The sequence below is a fragment of the Bradyrhizobium sp. Leo170 genome, from assembly GCF_004296405.1.
In the GTDB taxonomy this organism is placed as follows: domain Bacteria; phylum Pseudomonadota; class Alphaproteobacteria; order Rhizobiales; family Xanthobacteraceae; genus Bradyrhizobium.
Map to the genome: position 1 here is coordinate 1 of NZ_PSRR01000619.1, position 2,394 is coordinate 2,394.

The 2,394-nt window shown below is 59.5% G+C and carries 2 protein-coding genes and 1 pseudogene; 2 read left to right on the top strand and 1 reads right to left on the bottom strand.

The genetic code is table 11. The annotated features are described in order from the left end of the window. Positions 1–252: pseudogene (locus CWO89_RS43210) on the top strand (CoA ester lyase); the annotation flags it as partial. Further along, the gene (locus tag CWO89_RS43215; protein ID WP_130584272.1) at positions 249–1,439 is read left to right on the top strand and encodes a CaiB/BaiF CoA transferase family protein; all 1,191 of its coding nucleotides are present in this window, start codon (positions 249–251) and stop codon (positions 1,437–1,439) included. The pseudogene CWO89_RS43210 and the gene CWO89_RS43215, both read left to right, overlap by 4 nt. Positions 1,440–1,945: 506 nt before the next feature. Here the strand turns inward: CWO89_RS43215 and CWO89_RS46615 are convergent. Further along, the coding region (locus CWO89_RS46615; RefSeq protein ID WP_165421590.1) for a class I SAM-dependent methyltransferase at positions 1,946–2,394 on the bottom strand (449 nt) is incomplete at its 5' end.

The following is a 2,394-nucleotide window of genomic DNA, read 5'->3' on the forward strand; positions in this document are numbered from 1 at the left end:
GAAAAGTGGGTACTAGGCTACGAAGGCAAGATGGCGATCCATCCCTCGCAGATCGACACCATCCACGAGGTTCTGACGCCATCAGCGGATCAGATCGCGTGGGCGCGCGAGCTGATCGATGCCATGGAAGTGGCGGCTCGTGAGGGTAGGGGCGCGGTAAAGGACAAGAACGGCGACATGATCGACCTTATGCACGTCAAGCTTGCCAATAAGCTCCTCGAACGGGTGGCCCGCATCCGGAGCGTATCATGAGCGCGCTGGCGGGAATCCGGGTCCTCGATCTTGGTACGTTCATCGCCGGGCCGCACTGCGCCACCATCCTTGGCGAGTTCGGCGCCGAAGTCATCAAGGTCGAGCCTCCAAAGACTGGCGACTCGCTCCGGCGGCTCGGAACCAATACCGATTGCGGCGATACCCTGGTGTGGCTGTCCGAAGCGCGCAACAAGAAGTGCGTGACGCTGGATCTCGGCAGCGAGCGGGGGCGTGAACTCCTCCGGCAACTTGCGGCGAAGTGCGACATCATCGTGGAGAACTTCCGACCCGGCACACTCGAAAAATGGGGGCTCGGTTACGACGAACTTAAACAGATCAATCGGGGCGCGATCCTCGTTCGGATCTCGGCCTATGGACAGGACGGGCCGATGCGCGCGCAGCCAGGCTTTGCGCGCATTGCGCACGCGTTCTCCGGATTGACCTATCTCGCCGGCGAATCCGGCGGCGTCCCCGTGGTGCCGGGTTCGACCTCACTCGCAGACTACATGTCCGGGATGTACGGTGCGATCGGAGCCTTGGTCGCGTTGCGCGCCCGGGAGACGACCGGTGAGGGCCAATGCATCGACCTGGCGCTCTACGAGTCCGTATTCCGTGTGCTCGACGAGATCGCGCCGGCATTCCAGAAGTTTGGTTATGTGCGCGAGCGCATGGGGGCCGACACGGTGAATGTCTGCCCGCACAGCCACTACCAGACCAAGGACGGCAAATGGGTGGCCATCGCCTGTACGAGCGATCAGATGTTCGCGCGCTTGGCGGAAGCGATGGGCCGGCCGGATCTCGCCTCGGCAGAGGGTTACGGTCCGAAGGACCTTCGACTCGCTGCCCGCGAGGAGGTCAACGCGATCGTCGGCAACTGGGTCGCCTCGCTCGACTGTGAAGCCGTGCTCAAGCTCTGCGCCACCGGTGGCGTCCCAGCGAGCCTGATCTATAGCATCGAGGACATTTTCAGGGATCCGCAGTACCGTGCGCGGGGTAACATCCAAATGAAGGACTCCCGCGCCGGTACGATCGCGGTTCCGGATGTGGTGCCACGCCTTTCGGAGACGCCGGGCGAGATCCGATGGCTGGGCGCCGGCCTCGGCGCCCAAAACCATGAGGTCTATGGCAAATTGCTGGGGCTTGGCCCGGATGAGATCGACGATTTGCGAAGGAACGGGATAATCTGACCGTTCCTCAAGATTGCTTCGATCGGCATTCGAGACCGCCCGACGTCTCTCCGCTCACCTCGGCAAAACACCTACGCAGAACGGTTGATCGGTTCAATCTGGAGGGAATTCCTGGGCTATGGCGGGGCCGATGACGGCGCACGCCGGACCAACGAGATCGGGCCAAAGACCGAAGAACCCAAAAGCCCGACGGCTCTATCCAAATCATCGGCGCCGGAATGCTGACCAGCCAGGAAAAGCAAATCCTGACGGACGAAGAACGGCAGAATCTCGTTCAATAGGGGTTGCCGGCGTTTTGTGGAATTTCGCCTGCGGCGCGACCGAGATACCATCGACAAGGCGATCAAGAGGCGACGGTGTTGCGCTTGCAACACCGTCATGAAAGGGCGCTCCCTAGAGCATGATCTTTTCGGAAAACCGGTTTCCACTTTTCCGGATCATGCTCTAGCATTTCGTCCCGCTCAGCACTTCGGCTTCGCCCTTCGGTCATGATCTTTCCAATTCGGTTATCGCTCATGGGCGACAGGCAAGCTGTCGATACTCCACAAGCCTAAGGACTTGTCCGAATAGTCGCCGCCGGCTTCCGTGCAACCCTCATTGAGTGTTGTATCCGGACTGGGAAACAGAAATGGAGCAGACCGAAGGTTCAGCGGCCGCCAGTCTCCATCTTCAATATCACGGTTCTGGCGAATACCCGGGAACGTCGTCGTTAGCAGCCATTTGCTTCCGGATCGCTTGATGTTTTCGATCGCGCGGTTGATCTGCGCAAATGAGAAATGCACGAAACAATCCCTGCACAAGACAAGATCGTGTCGTGGAATTGGGTCTTCGACGATGTCCATGCGTCGAAATTCCCGGTCATCCTTGCTATGCTTCAGCAAGTTGGCCTCGATGATCTCAGGTACAATATCGGCGCCAAGATATCGAATATCATCCAGGTCAGTCTCAGCCATCC